General features: G+C 64.4%; 9 protein-coding genes. 7 read left to right on the forward strand and 2 right to left on the reverse strand.

The features are described from left to right. Window positions 1-100: 100 nt before the first annotated feature. A complete protein-coding gene (locus tag ACVOKO_RS06460; protein ID WP_346498119.1) occupies window positions 101-2743 on the reverse strand; it encodes a PAS-domain containing protein in 2643 nt (880 codons plus the stop codon). 190 nt (window positions 2744-2933) lie between these two features. Between ACVOKO_RS06460 and ACVOKO_RS06465 the strand changes: the two genes are divergently transcribed. Continuing rightward, the gene (locus tag ACVOKO_RS06465) at window positions 2934-4268 is read left to right on the forward strand and encodes a dicarboxylate/amino acid:cation symporter (protein ID WP_346498120.1); all 1335 of its coding nucleotides are present in this window, start codon (window positions 2934-2936) and stop codon (window positions 4266-4268) included. 233 nt (window positions 4269-4501) lie between these two features. After that, on the forward strand, window positions 4502-6793 hold the full coding sequence (locus ACVOKO_RS06470; RefSeq protein ID WP_346498121.1) for an NADP-dependent malic enzyme: 2292 nt from the start codon (window positions 4502-4504) through the stop codon (window positions 6791-6793). Between the two features lie 228 nt (window positions 6794-7021). On the opposite strand, the gene ACVOKO_RS06475 is transcribed toward ACVOKO_RS06470, so the two are convergent. Then, window positions 7022-7387: a helix-turn-helix transcriptional regulator gene (locus ACVOKO_RS06475; RefSeq protein WP_346498122.1), complete on the reverse strand. Its 366-nt coding sequence runs from the start codon at window positions 7385-7387 to the stop codon at window positions 7022-7024. 347 nt (window positions 7388-7734) lie between these two features. Between ACVOKO_RS06475 and ACVOKO_RS06480 the strand changes: the two genes are divergently transcribed. The 5 genes from ACVOKO_RS06480 to ACVOKO_RS06500 all read left to right on the forward strand — a co-directional run bounded on the left by ACVOKO_RS06480 (window position 7735) and on the right by ACVOKO_RS06500 (window position 14747). Next, complete coding sequence (locus tag ACVOKO_RS06480) at window positions 7735-8937, forward strand: HlyD family secretion protein (RefSeq protein ID WP_346498123.1); 1203 nt, start codon at window positions 7735-7737, stop codon at window positions 8935-8937. A 182-nt stretch (window positions 8938-9119) separates the two neighbouring features. Beyond that, a complete protein-coding gene (locus tag ACVOKO_RS06485; RefSeq protein WP_346498124.1) occupies window positions 9120-11864 on the forward strand; it encodes a M16 family metallopeptidase in 2745 nt (914 codons plus the stop codon). A 246-nt stretch (window positions 11865-12110) separates the two neighbouring features. After that, window positions 12111-12308 (forward strand): zinc-finger domain-containing protein, encoded by a 198-nt coding sequence (locus ACVOKO_RS06490; protein WP_346498125.1) that lies wholly within the window; start codon window positions 12111-12113, stop codon window positions 12306-12308. A gap of 11 nt (window positions 12309-12319) precedes the next feature. Further along, window positions 12320-13432, forward strand: coding sequence for a glycosyltransferase (locus ACVOKO_RS06495; RefSeq protein ID WP_346498126.1), 1113 nt, complete (start codon window positions 12320-12322; stop codon window positions 13430-13432). Beyond that, window positions 13413-14747 (forward strand): O-antigen ligase family protein, encoded by a 1335-nt coding sequence (locus ACVOKO_RS06500; RefSeq protein ID WP_346498208.1) that lies wholly within the window; start codon window positions 13413-13415, stop codon window positions 14745-14747. The genes ACVOKO_RS06495 and ACVOKO_RS06500 overlap by 20 nt, the downstream gene beginning before the upstream one ends. Window positions 14748-14755: the final 8 nt, after the last annotated feature.

Genomic DNA, 14755 nt, shown 5'->3' on the forward strand with positions numbered 1-14755 from the left:
CCCCACCCCGCCGGCGCTCGCCGCGCCCCCCCCCCCCGCGGCTCCTGCCCCCCGCCCCCCTGCCCGCTCCCCGCCCCCCACTACAGGTTTGGCCTTCCAATCAACTTCCGCGCTGATATAGATGCGTCATCAACGCGCGCAGTGCCGCGGTCCGCGCCTGCTTGGAGACATAACCCCAGTTGCGTTCGCGTGCGAGCTGGCGCAGCTCGGGATCCTGTTCGGCGGTGAACAGGATCACACCGGGCTCGCTGCCCCAGCACTCGACCAGCATTGGCAGCAAGGCAGGGCCGCTGATATCGCCCATGCGCACATCCAGCAGCAACAGGTCGGGCACATTGTCCGAGCGGGTCGCTGCCAGCGCCGCTTCCACGCCGCCGGCAAATTCAACCTGGCAGCCCCAACGTTCCAGCAGCAGGCGTGTGGCCAGGCTGATACGCGGATCGTCGTCGATGCACCAGGCCCGGCAACCGGCCAGCAGGGAATCGGCCTGGGCTTCTTCTGGCGGGTTCACCGGCAATACGCTGCAGCCGACATCGCCGCGCGGCAGGGTGACCGAAAACACGCTGCCGCGCCCGGGCGTGGAACGCAGACCGATACGGTGATCCAGCAGGTGGGCGATGCGGTCGACGATGGCCAGGCCGAGGCCGGCGCCGGGTTCTTCGCTGCCGGCGTTGTCGAGCCGACGGAACTCCTCGAAGATTTCCTGCTGGCGTGCCTGCGGAATGCCCGTGCCGGTGTCGTGCACTTCGATGCGCAGCTGCTCGCCGTCGCGGCGGCAACCGATGACGATATGGCCGCTGCGGGTGTAGCGCACGGCATTGGACAACAGGTTCTGCAGGATGCGCCGCAGCAGCGCCTCGTCGCTGCGTACCACCGCACTGGTGGCCACATGGTGCACACGCAGGCCGCGTGCATTGGCGAGGATGCCGAACTCTATGGTCAGCGCTTCCAGCAGCGGCTCCAGCGGGAAGTCGCGGACACGTTTTTCAAGTGCGCCCGACTCCAGCCGCGAGATGTCCAGCAGGCTGGTCAGGATGCCGTCCTGCGCGGTCAGCGCATTGTCCACGTTGTCGGCGATATCGCGGCAGCTGGCATCCGTCAAACGCCCGCGCAGGGCCGACAGGAACATGCGCGCTGCGTTCAAGGGTTGCAGCAGGTCGTGTACGGCAGCGGCTACCAGCCGCGTCTTGGCCTGGTTGGCCTCTTCGGCCTGGCGCTTGGCGCCGGCCAGGTCGTGGGTGCGCTCGCTGACGCGCAGGCTGAGGGTGTCGGCCAATGAGCGCAGGTCGCGGGCGGCGTTGCGATAGGCGGTGATATCGGTATAGCTGGTGACAAAACCGCCATCAGGCAGCGGATTGCCGCGGATCTCGATCACATTGCCGTCGCCGCTCTCGCGCTCATGCATATGCGGGGTGGCCGAACGCAGGTGGTTGAGGCGGCGTTCGATCGCTTCCTCGACCGGCCCCGGGCCAAGCAGACCGCGCCGCGCGTTGTAGTGGAAGACGTCGGCAATCGGCCGGCCTACCTGGATCAGCCCCGGCGGGAAACGGAACAGTTCGATGTAGCGCCGGTTCCATGCCACCAGGTTGAGCTGCGCATCGACCACGCAGACGCCTTGCGGCAGATGCTGCAGGCTCGCGCTTTCGCCGTAGTCGGCCGCGTGCGCGGCATGCACAACGCCATCTTCGGTGGTGCGCAGTTCCTGTGCGTGCTGCTCCACCAACTGCTCCAGTTCGTGGCGGCTGCGCTCGCGCAGGCGTGCCAGCCGCTGCCGTTGCCATAGCCCGTAGCCCAGCAACAACAGCGCGATAAGGCTGGCCATCAGCGCGCCGGCAAAGCTGCGCGCACTGGCAGTACTGGCGGCGGTGCTGCGCAGCAGATGAAGGGTCCATTGCTGTTGCGGCAGCTGTTGCGATACCCAGATCACCTCGCCGGCATCTGCCAGCTGCACGCGTTGCTGGTTCGGCCCCAGCGAGGTGCCCGGAGAGCGCCGCAGCTGGTGCTGCGGCAGCTGCGCGTACTGGCGCGTGCGCTGCAGTTCCTCGCGTACACCCGGGCCCAGCGCATGCAGGGTGAGGTAGCGCCAGGGCCGGTAGCTGGAGAGGAAGATCACGCCATGGCTGTCGCTGGCGAAAACCGTGTCGGCGGAGTCGTCCCAAGTCTGCTCCAGTGGCCGCAGCACCACTTTTACCACCACCACGCCGACCGCCTTGCCGGTGTCGTCGCGCACCGCTTCGGACAGGAAATAGCCGGGCATGGCGGTGGTGACGCCTTCGGCGTAGAAAGTGCCGCTGCCTTCCTGCATTGCCTGGCGGAAGTAGGGGCGGAACTGATAGCTGTTGCCGACGTTGGTACTGCGGTTCATCCGCCAGTTGCTGGCTGCCAGTGCCACGCCATTGCGATCGAGCAGGGTGAGGGTGGAGGTGGCTGCCACGCCATTGACGCGCTCCAGCTTGCGATTGAGACGGTCCAGTTCCGGTTTGCCCAGCGCGGCCTGTGACAGTGACGCGCGCACATCCGGATCCAGCGCCAACACCGCCGGCAGTACGCGGTGGCGCTCGATCAGCGCCTGCAGGGCTTCGCCATGAAGATGCAGCTGGGTCTGCGCCCGCACCGCTTCGCTGGCAAGACTGCTGCGCTCGAAATGGCGCAGCGCCGTCAGCCCGATCGCCGCGATGGCGAGTGCGGCGGTGAGCGGCAGCAGCCAGCGCATACGGCGCCGATGGGTGGGGAAGAACGGCATGTACCGATGGTCCGGCACCATCGCGGCGCAGTGCCATAGGTCTTGTCCGGTTATTTGCCACTGCCGCAGGCGGGCCGGTAGCGCGGATGCGGGTGCGCCGGAGGGCTGTCTTAACACCAATGCGTTATCGGCGTTGCGCGCGGGGGCCGGTAAAAAAGCCGGCAGTCAGTGAATCTTCGAGGTTTCCCCCATGCATGCCGCTTCCGCCACTGTCGCTACCCCTGCGGGGCGCCGGCTGCCGCTTTACCGCCAGCTCTACGTACAGGTGCTGGTCGCGATAGCGCTGGGTGTGCTGTTGGGGCATTTCGAGCCGGTGTTCGCCGAGCAGCTCAAACCGCTGGGCGATGCCTTCATCAAACTGGTGAAGATGATCATCGCGCCGGTGATTTTCCTGACCATCGTCACCGGCATCGCCGGCATGACCCATCTGCGCAGCGTTGGCCGCGTGTTTGCCAAGGCGATGGCGTATTTCATGTTTTTCTCCACCCTGGCCCTGGTAGTGGGCATGGTGGTGGCACATGTGGTGCAGCCCGGTGCCGGCATGAACATCAATCCGGCCGATCTGGACCAGAGTGCGGTGGAAGGCTATGTGCAGCGCTCGCATGAGCTGACCCTGGTGGGCTTTGCCTTGGACATCATTCCCAAGACCCTGCTGAGCCCGTTCGTCGGTGACAACATCCTGCAGGTGCTGTTCGTGGCGGTGCTGTTCGGTATCGCGCTGGCTTCGGTCGGCGAAAAAGGCCGGCCGGTGTTGAACCTGCTCGAAGCGCTGACCACGCCGGTATTCAAGCTGGTGCACCTGCTGATGCGCGCCGCGCCGATCGGTGCGTTTGGCGCCATTGCCTTCACCATCGGCAAATACGGCATTGCCTCGCTGGTCAATCTGGCCTGGCTGGTGGGCTCCTTCTACCTGACCTCGCTGCTGTTCGTGGTGGTGATCCTGGGCGCGGTGGCGCGCCTGTGCGGGTTCTCGGTGCTCAAGCTGGCCCGTTACCTCAAGGCCGAACTGCTGCTGGTGCTGGGCACTTCCTCATCCGAATCGGCGCTGCCTTCGCTGATGGAGAAGATGGAGAAGGCCGGTTGCGGCAAGTCGGTGGTTGGGCTGGTGGTGCCAACCGGCTATTCGTTCAACCTCGATGGCACCAACATCTACATGACCCTGGCGGCGTTGTTCATTGCCCAGGCCACCAATACCGAGTTGAGCCTGGGTCACCAGATCGCGCTGCTGCTGGTCGCCATGCTCAGTTCCAAGGGCGCGGCCGGGGTCACCGGTGCGGGCTTCATCACCCTGGCTGCCACCTTGGCGGTGGTGCCGGAGGTGCCGGTAGCCGGCATGGCATTGATCCTGGGCGTGGACCGTTTCATGAGCGAATGCCGCTCCTTGACCAATTTCATCGGCAATGCGGTGGCCACGGTCGTGGTGTCGCGTTGGGAAGGGGCGCTGGATCGGCAGCGCCTGGCGCTGGTGCTCGATGGCGTTGAGCCGTCGGAATTGCCCCCAACGGTACCGACAGCAAAGGTTTGAGGTTTACCTGTGTGTGCGTTTTTGCGCGGGGCCTGCTGACGAACAGGCGGCCCCGCGACTTTTTTGCGTCCTGTGCTTGTCACTATCAGGGCCGAAACTGTTGCGCACGCCGTGGTGTGGATAGATCCGAATTGTGCACTTGCAGCATTCGTGCGACAGCATAGCGACAGGTCCAACTGCCTTAACGGCGTTATCATCTCCCGTCCTTCTTGCCCATTAGCGCCCACAACTCGATGTCCAACGAAGATTTCAAGCAGGCCGCCCTCGAATACCACCGGATGTCGCCGCCTGGCAAAATCAAGGTGGTGGCAACCAAGCCCATGTTGACCCAGCGCGACCTGTCGCTGGCGTATTCGCCGGGTGTGGCACATGCCTGCGAAGCGATCATGGCCGACCCCGCCATGGCCAGCGAGATGACGGCACGCGGCAACCTGGTCGGCGTCATCACCAACGGCACCGCCGTGCTGGGCCTGGGCAACATCGGCCCGCTGGCCGGCAAGCCGGTGATGGAAGGCAAGGGCGTACTGTTCCAGAAGTTTGCCGGAATCGACGTCTTCGACATCGAAATCAACGAGAACGACCCGGACAAGCTGGTCGAGATCATCGCTTCGCTGGAGCCGACCTTCGGCGGCATCAACCTGGAAGACATCAAGGCACCGGAATGCTTCATCGTCGAGCGCAAGCTGCGCGAGCGGATGAACATCCCGGTGTTCCATGACGACCAGCACGGCACCGCGATCATCGTCGGCGCCGCCGTGCTCAACGCCATGTGCATCACCGGCAAGAAGATCGAAGAGGTCAAGCTGGCCACCACCGGCATGGGCGCGGCGGGTATTTCCTGCGTCAATATGCTGGTTTCGTTGGGTTTGAAGCCGGAAAACATCCTGGCCTATGACCGCGACGGCGTGATCCACACCGGGCGTACCGACCTGGACCCGGAAAAGGCGCGCTACGCCCGCGACACCGACAAACGCACCCTGGCCGAGATCGTCGACGGCGCCGACATCTTCCTGGGCCTGTCGGCCGGCGGCATCCTGACCAAGGACATGGTCGCCAGCATGGCGCGTGATCCGGTCATCTTCGCCCTGGCCAACCCCTACCCGGAAATCCTGCCGGAAGACGCCAATTCGGTGCGTTCGGACCTGATCATGGGTACCGGCCGTTCGGATTACCCGAACCAGGTCAACAACGCGCTGTGCTTCCCGTATCTGTTCCGTGGTGCGCTGGACGTGGGCGCCACCACCATCAACGAAGAAATGAAGGTTGCCTGCGTGCGCGCGATTGCCGCGCTGGCACGCAAGGAAGCCTCCGATCTTGGCGCCGCTTACGGCGGTGACGTGCCCAGCTTCGGTCGCGACTATGTGATTCCGCGCCCGTTCGACCGCCGCCTGCTGGTGGAGCTGTCCGCCGCCGTGGCCCAGGCCGCGATGGATTCGGGCGTTGCTACGCGGCCGATCGCCGACATGGCGGCCTACCGCGACAAGCTGGCCCAGTTCGTCTACCGCACCAGTCTGTTCATGAAGCCGGTCTACGACCGTGCGCGTTCGGACAAGCAGCGCGTGGTTTACGCCGAGGGCGAGGAAGAAGTGGTGCTGCAGGCGGTGCAGAACGTGATCGACGAAGGCGTGGCCTTCCCGATCCTGATCGGCCGCCCGGAAGTGATCGAAGCCCGCATCGAGCGCCTGGCGTTGCGCATGCGTGCCGGCGTTGATTTTGAAGTCACCAACATCAACGACGACCCGCGCTTCAACGACTACTGGCAGTACTACCACGAGATGACCGGCCGCAAGGGCGTCACCGTGGCCGCCGCCAAGAACCTGATGCGCTCGCGCCCGACCCTGATCGCGGCGGTGATGGTTGCCCGTGGCGAGGCCGATGCGATGCTGTCGGGCCTGGTTGGCCGCTTCCACAAGAAGCTGGGCTATGTGCGCAGCGTGATTCCGCTGGAGGCCAAGGTCAGCTCGACCTCGGCGATGACCGGCGTGATCAACAATCAGGGCGTGTTCTTCTTCGTCGATACGCACGTGCAGGAAGATCCCAGCGTCGAGCAGATCGTCGAGTCCACGCTGCAGGCGGCCTTCCGCATGAAGCTGTTTGGCATCGAGCCGAAGATCGCATTGCTGTCGCATTCCAACTTCGGCAGCCACGATTCCAAGGACGCGCTGAAGATGCGTCAGGTGCGTGAGGCGCTGCTCAAGCGCAACCCGCGCTTGAACGTGGACGGTGAAATGCAGGGCGATACCGCATGGGATGAAGCACTGCGCGACAAGCTGCTGCCCAACAGCACCTTGAAGGGCCGTGCCAACCTGTTCGTGCTGCCCAACCTGGAAGCGGCCAACATCGCCTACAACCTGGTGCGCGTGTTCACCAATGGCGTGGCAATTGGTCCGATCCTGATGGGCATGACCAAGCCGGTGCATATCCTCACCAGCAGCGCCAGCTCGCGCCGCGTACTGAACATGACCGCGATCGCCGCGGTGGATGCGCAGATCCGCAAGCAGATGGAAGCCGACCGCGCCGGTTGATTGCCAACCTGCATGTGTCAAACAAAGCCGGCCTTGTGCCGGCTTTGTTTTTTGCAGCAGCGCTGTTTTGTAGGAGCGGCGTAAGCCGCGAAGCCAATATTCCTGAAGTGCCAGGCGCTCTTCCATCTGATGGGGCTCCTGCTTCGCGGCTTACGCCGCTCCTACAAAGGAGCCTGTCTATCGTGTTGCACAAGCGGCGCCGATGTAGCCCTCGGGCGCCGCTGCCGATCAGAACTGATGGATCTTCTGCGCTTCCACTATCTGCAGCACCAGCTTTCGCGTGGCCGCGCGGCACGAGCGGTAGGCCAGCAGCAACCTGCGTTCGGATGGATCATCCACAAGCTCCGCATTCTCGTTGGGCGTGGCTGCGGAAATGGCGTCAAGTTCACCACGCCCGGTTGCCAGCCATTCGAACGAAACATCGGTGACCAGTGCGATGGTGATCAAGCGCATGGTGCTGGGCGATATACCCGTTGGACTTTCCCAGTTTCCTACTGCACTACGGCTCACCTTCAGTTGGCCTGCCAACTCCGCCTGCGTCATCCTCATCTTTCTCCGCGCTTTGCGGATGCGGATTCCCAGATGGTCATGCATAAATTTCTCCTCGAGCGTTGACCATGAGAGCCGACTAAAAGCCTAAGCCATTGCGAGCTTGCGCAGTCGGCAAAGACTTATTGTCAATGTTCATTACGTTCTTGGATTATCGGAACCGGGGTCGTCATCAATATTGACGACTTTTGCCAATGTAACTTGCACCTGCTCCCTGCTTTGTTTGATGTCGCTACGCTGCAGTGCGGAAAGTACTTTCAGCCAGAGCTTGTTCGTAAAACGCCGACAGCTTGACGAGCTTTTTTCTTAAGCGTTGAACCAATGGTGCAAGCGTGGCGCAAACCACTACGAGTGAAAAACTGCAGGCTGCTGCTCGGCATTGGAGGTCACTGATGGAATTCAGTCAGCCGTGGAAACTGTCTCTGTATTTGATGGGTACATTGACGGGCGTGCTGATCGCGTTGGCGGCGCTGGCCATCCGCAGTGGCAATGAATCGGCAACCATTGCCGGCCGATTGGTGCCGGTGCAGGGAATGGCAACGGTACTGGCGCCGGTTGCCGGGGTGGTGCGCTGGCTGGATGTGGATGACGGCAAGCGGGTGGTGGAGGGCGACACCCTGGCACTGGTAACCACCGCGCGGGCGATGCCTGATATCGGCGATGCCAATCTGGCCTTTGAGTACGGCCTGCAGCAGAAGGAAGACAGCATCGTGCTGGCGCGTGAGGCCTACAAGGAACAACTGGCGGCACAGTCGACCGGTTTGCACGAGCAGATGCAGGCCGCCCGCGTCGAAGCGCAGCAGATCGATCTGCAGATACGTACACGGCGCGAGCTGATCCGCATCGCCGGCGATGTGCTGACCCGGAAACGCGGGTTTGAAGCTGCTTCCGCCGCAGGCCTCGCCGCAGCCGAGCAGCAGGAGGCGCTGGTGCTGGACTACACCGCGCAACTGCAGTCGCTGCGACGGCAACAGGCGGCAACACAGCGGCTGATTGCCCAGCTCAAGCAGGCCATGGGTGAACTGCCCGGCCGGCGTAAGGCCAACGATGCCGCCTATGCCGAGCATCTGGCGCAGCTGCGGTTGGATCGGGTCGAGAACGAAGCCAATGCGGCGTTGTTGGTGAAGGCGCCGGTGGATGGCGTGGTGGTTGCGCAGATGGTCAAGCCGGGGCAATCGGTGCGCCTGGGCCAGCCGTTGCTCAGCCTGCTGCCCGGCGATGGGCGGCTGCAGGCCGAGTTGCTGGTGCCAGGACGTGCGATCGGGGCGATGGCGCCCGGCGACCGTGTGGTGCTGCGCTACCAGGCGTTCCCGCATCAGAAGTTCGGTGCGCAGCACGGCACCATCGCGCATATCAGCCGCACCGCGGTGGACAGTGAGCAGGCCAGCTTCGCCGCGGAGCTGCCAGCGGTGAGGGAAGCCTTCTATCGCGTCACCGTGGAGTTGACCAATCAGGCCATTCTGGCGCACGGCAGGATGGAGCCGCTCAAGCCGGGGATGATGCTGGATGCGCAGGTCAGTGGTGAGCGCGCGCCGCTGAGTGATCGTCTGCTGGCACCGATGTATTCGTTTGGTGGCTGGTTGGGTGGGCGTTGAGTTGGCGTAGCTGCTACCGATGCATCCAATCATTGCAGTGTGTGGAACCGCCTTCGGGGTGCCACAGCGCCGTTGGGTTTGCGATGATGGGGGGGCGTTATCCACTTGCCCGATGGAATTCAGGGCAGGGTACGCGCAGGGATGGGTGTACTGATCGCACTACCGAGGACTGGATCCGGATGATGAAACTATCTTGTTGTGCCTGGGCCGTCGCGCTCTCGTTGGCATGGGCGCCGTTGGCACAGGCAGAACAGGCGGCGGCCACGCTGCCCAGAAGCGTGCAGGCGGGCCCCTGTGTTGAAGGCGTCTGTGAGTACCGGCTGCAGAACGGCTTGCGGGTCTTGCTGTTTGCCGATGCCAGCAAGCCGACGGTGACCGTCAACCTGGTCTATGGCGTGGGTTCGCTGCACGAGAACTACGGCGAGACCGGCATGGCACACCTGCTTGAACACCTGATGTTCAAGGGCACGCCCAAGCATCCGGATATTCCCGGTGAAATGCAGCAGCGCGGCGTCGACAAGAATGCGACCACTTCGCTGGACCGCACCAACTACTTTGCCTCGTTCCCCACCAACGACGACACCCTGGACTGGCTGCTGGGGCTGGAAGCGGACCGCATGCTCAATTCCAAGGTGGCCAAGGCCGACCTGGACAGCGAGATGACCGTGGTCCGCAACGAAATGGAAGCCGGTGACAACAACCCGGTCGGCGTATTGATGAAACGCATGCGCTCGGTGGCCTTTGACTGGCACAACTACGCCAACATGCCCATTGGTGCGCGTTCGGACGTGGAGAACGTGCCGATCGGCAACCTGCAGGCGTTCTACCGCACCTGGTATCAGCCGGACAATGCGATGTTGATCATCGCCGGGCGTATCGACAATGGGAAAGTGCTGGCGCGCGTTGCCGCCCACTTCGCGCCCTTGCAGAAGCCTGCGCGGGTCATGCCGGCTTTCCATACGGTGGAGCCGGTGCAGGACGGCGAACGTGAAGTCACGGTACGCCGCAGCAGCGAGCTGTCATTGATTGCCGCCAGCTATCACGTTCCCGCTCTTGCGCAGGCCGACAGCGCGCCGCTGTCTGTATTGGGCAACGTACTCGGCGACAACCCGAACGGGCGCCTGTACAAGGTCTTGCAGGAACCCAAGCTGGTCGCGTTTGCCGGTGCCAGCGGTGAGACCCTGCGTGATCCCGGTTTGTTCACCCTGGTTGCGGCGCTGCCCAAGGAAGGTGATCCGGCCAGGGCCGAAGCCGAGCTGCTCAAGCAGGCCGAAGCCATCGTCGCCAGCCCTGTCACCGAGGCGGAAGTTGCGGCGGCCAAGCAACGTATCGGCAATGCCATCGAAAAGCGCGCCAGTGACGTCAATGCGATGGCGATGGCCTTGTCCGAATACCAGGCGGCCGGTGACTGGCGGCTGCTGTTCGTGCAGCGCGATGCCATCGACGGCGTCACCGCGAGCGACGTCAACCGTGTCGCGGCTGCCTATCTGAAGCCGCAGAACCGCACCGTTGGCCGTTTTGTGCCGACCGCGGCGCCGGACCGTGCGGCCATTTCCGCAGCGCCGGCGGTTGCCAGCCTGGTGGACGGCTACAAAGGCCGCGTTGCCGTTGCTGCCGGGGAGGCGTTCGAGCCCAGCCTGGAGAACATCGCCGCGCGTACCGAGAGCTTCGTCATTGGCGATGGCCTGCGGGTATCGCTGCTGCCAAAGCGCAATCGCGGGCAGACCGTAACCCTGGATGCCAGCTTTCACTTTGCAGATGAGCTGTCCATCACCGGCCGCAGCTACGCCGGCAGCTGGGTAGGGCCGATGTTGATGATGGGCAGCGAGCGCATGGACCGTGGGCAGATTGCCGCGCGTTTTGATGCGCTCAATACACAGGCGCAGGTCAGCGGCGGCGCGCAGGGGGCTGCCATCCGCCTCAACGGCAAGCGCGAGACGCTGCTGGAGGCGCTGCGTCTAGCCGCCGATGTGCTGCGCCATCCGGCGTTTCCCGCCGATCAGTTCGAGCAGTTGCGGCTGCAGGCCATCACCGGCCTGGAGTTCCAGCGCAAGGAGCCGGGCACGCTCGCCTCGATGGCGCTGAGCCAGTACTTCGATCCGTGGCCGGTTGGCCATCCACTGCATGTGGAGTCGATTGATCAGTCGCTGGCACGCCTGAAGGCGATCAAGGCCGAGGATATCCGCGCCTACCATCAGGCCTTCTACGGCAGCTCTGTCGGTGAGATCGCCGTGGTCGGCGATTTCGATCCGGTGGCGATGAAGGCCGAACTGCAGGCCTTGTTTGCCGACTGGAAGGCGCCGCGTGCGTATGCGCCGATCAGCACCCATTACCGCGAAGTGGCCGCCAAGCACGAGCGTTTTTCAACTCCCGACAAACCCAATGCGGTGTTGCTGGCGCGGCAGAATGTCTCGATCAATCTGGCCGATGCGGACTTCCCGGCGCTGAACATCGCCATCGGCATTCTCGGTGCCGATCCGCTAAAGGCGCGGCTTGCCGAGCGCATCCGCCAGAAAGAGGGCCTGAGCTACAACGTCGGTGCGGGCCTGAGCGCCGACGAAAGCCGCGAAGGGCGCGACGACAACGGCAGTGTCAGCATCCAGGCCATTGCCGCGCCGGAGAACATGGCCAAGCTGGAAGCAGCCCTGCGCGAGGAATTGGCGCGGCTGGTTGCCGACGGCATCACCGCGCAGGAACTGCGGGACGCCGTAGCGGAGAAGAAGGTGGCGCGCGAGCAGTCGCGCGCGGTCGATGGCGCTGTCGCCGGGTTGCTGAGCGACCATCTTTACTATGGTCGTGACATGCGCTTTGAAGCGCAGCGCGATGCCGCCTATCAGGCGCTGACGGTGGAGCAGGTCAATGCCGCCATCCGCAAGCACCTCAAACCCGAGCAACTGAGCGTGTTTGTTGCCGGTGACTTCAAGTAAGCGGTTACCCGGGGCTGTCTGTCGCAGCCCCGATTCTGCTGTCTGCCAAGGTGTGCCCGGCTCGCCGGCCCTGTTATCTGCCCCAGGTCGGCAGTGCCCTGACCAGACGGGGCGGATTCATCGGCGCGGCTGGCCCCGCTTCAGGTTCCTCGCCCTTGTATCTGCCGAGCCGGTTGCTGCACGGGCGGCCGCGTTGGCCCGGCACTGCTAGAATTGCGCGGACCCGTTTTTTTCGTGAATGACGCCATGAGCCATACCGCAACCGCGCCCGCCAATGCCGAGAAGCGTTACACCGTACATCGCGCTGACCTGCCGCTGAGCTGCCCGACGCCGGAAATGGCGCTGTGGAACTCGCATCCGCGGGTTTACCTGCCGATCGAGGACGAACCCAATGGCGAGGCAGCCTGCCCGTATTGCGGTTCGGTATTCGTGCTGGCTGACTGAACCGCCGACCGATGCGCCGTTTGACGGTGGTGCAGTTGCTGCCGGCGCTGCATTCCGGCGGCGTCGAGCGTTCAACCCTGGAAATCGCCGCGGCACTGGTGGCTGCCGGTCACCGGGCCATTGTCGTGTCCGCAGGTGGCCGACTGCTGCAGCCGCTGCTGGACAGTGGCGCCGAGCATCTGACCTTGGACATCGGCCGCAAGTCGCTGTTTACCCTGCGCCATGTGGCCTCGTTGCGGCGCCTGTTCAGTGAAGCCGGTGCCGACATCGTGCACGCGCGTTCGCGGCTGCCGGCATGGCTGGGCTGGTACGCCTTGCGTGGCATGCCGGCAGCGCAGCGCCCGCATTGGCTGACCACCATGCACGGGCTGAATTCGGCCGGCCGCTACAGCGGCATCATGGCCAGCGGGGAGCGGGTGATCTGCGTATCGCAGACCGTGCGTGACTACCTGCAGCAGCACTATCCACAGACCGATCCGGCCAAGCTGCGGGTGATACCGCGCGGCGTGGATGTGGCCCAGTTCCCGCGCGTGGAGCGCAGCGACCGGCGCCCGCGTCTGGCGTTGGCCGCGCGCCACCCGCAGTTGGGCAGCGAACTGCCGCTGCTGTTGTTGCCGGGCCGGGGTACCCGGCTGAAAGGGCATGCATACGCCTTGCAGCTGCTGGCAGCATTGCAGAACGCCGGCCGGCCGGCGGTGTTGTGGATGCCCGGTGTGCGTGAGCCCGGCCGCGAAGCCTATGTGCGCGAGCTGGAGCAGTTGGCGCAGACGCTGGGTGTAGCCGGCCAGCTGGTGCTCAGCGAACCCACCACCCGCATTGCCGAAGCCTATGCCGCCAGCGATCTGGTGTTGCAGCTGTCCGACAAGCCGGAGGCATTTGGCCGTACCGTATTGGAGGCCTTGGCGGTCGGCCGCCCGGTTGCAGGCTGGAACCATGGCGGCGTGGGTGAGCTGCTCGGTCAGCTGCAGCCTTCCGGCGCGGTGGACTACGCGGACATGGCGCAGCTGACACAGTGCGTGCTGGCCCTGCTGGGCAACCCACCGCTGCTGCCACGGCGGATTCCGTATACGTTGCAGGCCATGCAACGTGCCACCCTGGATGTCTATGCAGAACTCGCTGGCTGAGCCGTCCTTTGCCGCCCCTCCGCGCCAGCCCGGGTGGTGGGCGCCGGTATGGGTGATTGCCTACGTGGCCCTGCTGCCGCTGCCGGGCATTGCCGAGTCGGTGCTGGTGCTGGGTGCCTTGTTCACCGTGCTGCGCTTGTTGCTGCTGCGCCTGAAAAAAGGTGCGGGCATCCGCAGTCTATTGGGTGTGCCCGCGTTGGCCCTGACCAGCGTGCTGTTCTGTGCCTATTGGTTGCCGCAGCTGGGTTCGGCGCTGGGTGCCGAAGATGCGGGCAAAGTCTGGGGCAAAGTTGGTGGTGGCCTGCGTTATCTACCTTTCATGTGGTTGGTGGCCATCGCGGTGGCCACCCCGCAACGCCGGCGCCTCACCTTTGGTGGTCTGGCCTTGGTGACGGGAGTGTGGGCGTTCGATGCCTTGCTGCAGGCCTTTGCCGGAACCAGCCCCTTGTTCTGGGGCCTGGACCAGCTCAAATGGCTGCTAAGCGGGCACGGCCTGTGTTCACCGGAAGAAGCAGCCATGGCCGATCGCCTGGCCGGCATCTTCGGGCCGTGCAATCTGAAATTCGGCCAGGTGCTGGCCAGCCTGTCGCCGTTCCTGCTGTTTTTCGTGGGCCTGCGTTGGGGCCGTTGGAGCTGGGTGCTGGCCGCTGCGGTGGTGGGTGTGGTGCTGGTGTATGCCGGTTCGCGCGCGTCGCTGATCACCTACGGCCTGGTGCTGCTGGTTTCCGGTTGGCGGCTGCTCGGTGGCAAGTGGCTGCTGTTGCTGATACTGGCAGGGGTGATTGGCGTCGCTGCGGTGGCTGCCGGTTCCAGCCAGGTGCGTGAGCGTTTCGAGCGTACCGCGATGGCCTTCGGTGACGGCGCTCATGGCATCAATGAAGCCTTGTCCGGGCGGGCGCAGATCTGGGCGGCCGCGCTGTGCATGGTGCGCGAACATCCCATCAACGGGGTGGGCGCGCGTGGTTTCCGTGAGGCGTATCCGCACTGCAATCCGGATGCGTCGCAGGCGCCGGTGTGGGGCGATGGCCCAGCGCTGCACGCGCACCAGATCGTGCTGGAGATCCTTGCCGAAACCGGCCTGCTCGGCTTGCTGCTATGGATTGCCGGTGCGGCGATGGCGCTGCGGGCCTGGATCTATTCCGGGCCCGAGGCGCGCGAACGCGCACGCCCGGCAGCGGTGGCACTGGCGGTAACGGTATTCCCGTTCAATACCCATCTGGCGTTCTATTCCGCGTTCTGGGGCGGGCTGACGGTGATGCTGGCGGCGCTGTATGCCGGTGCGCTGCTGGCCGAGCCGGACAAGCGCGGCGACTGAGGCGGCAA

Source organism: Stenotrophomonas sp. STEN240, from assembly GCF_056756175.1.

What these genes read in the sequence shown, in the direction of transcription:
- ACVOKO_RS06475 (WP_346498122.1), bottom strand. Translation starts at nt 7,387, where the DNA reads ATGCATGACCATCTGGGAATCCGCATCCGCAAAGCGCGGAGAAAGATG.
- ACVOKO_RS06460 (WP_346498119.1), bottom strand. Translation starts at nt 2,743, where the DNA reads ATGCCGTTCTTCCCCACCCATCGGCGCCGTATGCGCTGGCTGCTGCCG.
- ACVOKO_RS06490 (WP_346498125.1), top strand. Translation starts at nt 12,111, where the DNA reads ATGAGCCATACCGCAACCGCGCCCGCCAATGCCGAGAAGCGTTACACC.
- ACVOKO_RS06495 (WP_346498126.1), top strand. Translation starts at nt 12,320, where the DNA reads ATGCGCCGTTTGACGGTGGTGCAGTTGCTGCCGGCGCTGCATTCCGGC.
- ACVOKO_RS06465 (WP_346498120.1), top strand. Translation starts at nt 2,934, where the DNA reads ATGCATGCCGCTTCCGCCACTGTCGCTACCCCTGCGGGGCGCCGGCTG.
- ACVOKO_RS06485 (WP_346498124.1), top strand. Translation starts at nt 9,120, where the DNA reads ATGAAACTATCTTGTTGTGCCTGGGCCGTCGCGCTCTCGTTGGCATGG.
- ACVOKO_RS06470 (WP_346498121.1), top strand. Translation starts at nt 4,502, where the DNA reads ATGTCCAACGAAGATTTCAAGCAGGCCGCCCTCGAATACCACCGGATG.
- ACVOKO_RS06500 (WP_346498208.1), top strand. Translation starts at nt 13,413, where the DNA reads ATGCAGAACTCGCTGGCTGAGCCGTCCTTTGCCGCCCCTCCGCGCCAG.
- ACVOKO_RS06480 (WP_346498123.1), top strand. Translation starts at nt 7,735, where the DNA reads ATGGAATTCAGTCAGCCGTGGAAACTGTCTCTGTATTTGATGGGTACA.